1 rRNA gene is annotated in these 255 nt (G+C 40.8%); it reads left to right on the plus strand.

Annotated elements, in window-relative coordinates:
• Nucleotides 1-173, plus strand: a 23S ribosomal RNA gene (locus GCL57_RS14700); the annotation flags it as partial.
• Nucleotides 174-255 lie beyond the last annotated feature (82 nt).

Below are 255 nucleotides of genomic sequence, written 5' to 3' on the forward strand. Positions count from 1 at the left end.
TGTTCGGTATAGATAACCGCTGAAAGCATCTAAGCGGGAAACTGATCCCAAGATGAACTTCCCCGAGAGAAATCTCACAGGGCACTTGAAGACTACAAGTTTGATAGGATGGATGTGTAAGCGCTGCAAGGCGTTCAGCTAACCATTACTAATCGCCCTGACGGCTTGAGAAAAATATCACTTCAATTATTATCTTTATCCTTTACTTTCTTTCTTCTTCTTATTATCTCTCTATTCTAAGTCTCGTTTTGGCTG

The sequence above is a fragment of the Fluviispira multicolorata genome, assembly GCF_009208585.1.
Classification (GTDB): domain Bacteria; phylum Bdellovibrionota_B; class Oligoflexia; order Silvanigrellales; family Silvanigrellaceae; genus Silvanigrella; species Silvanigrella multicolorata.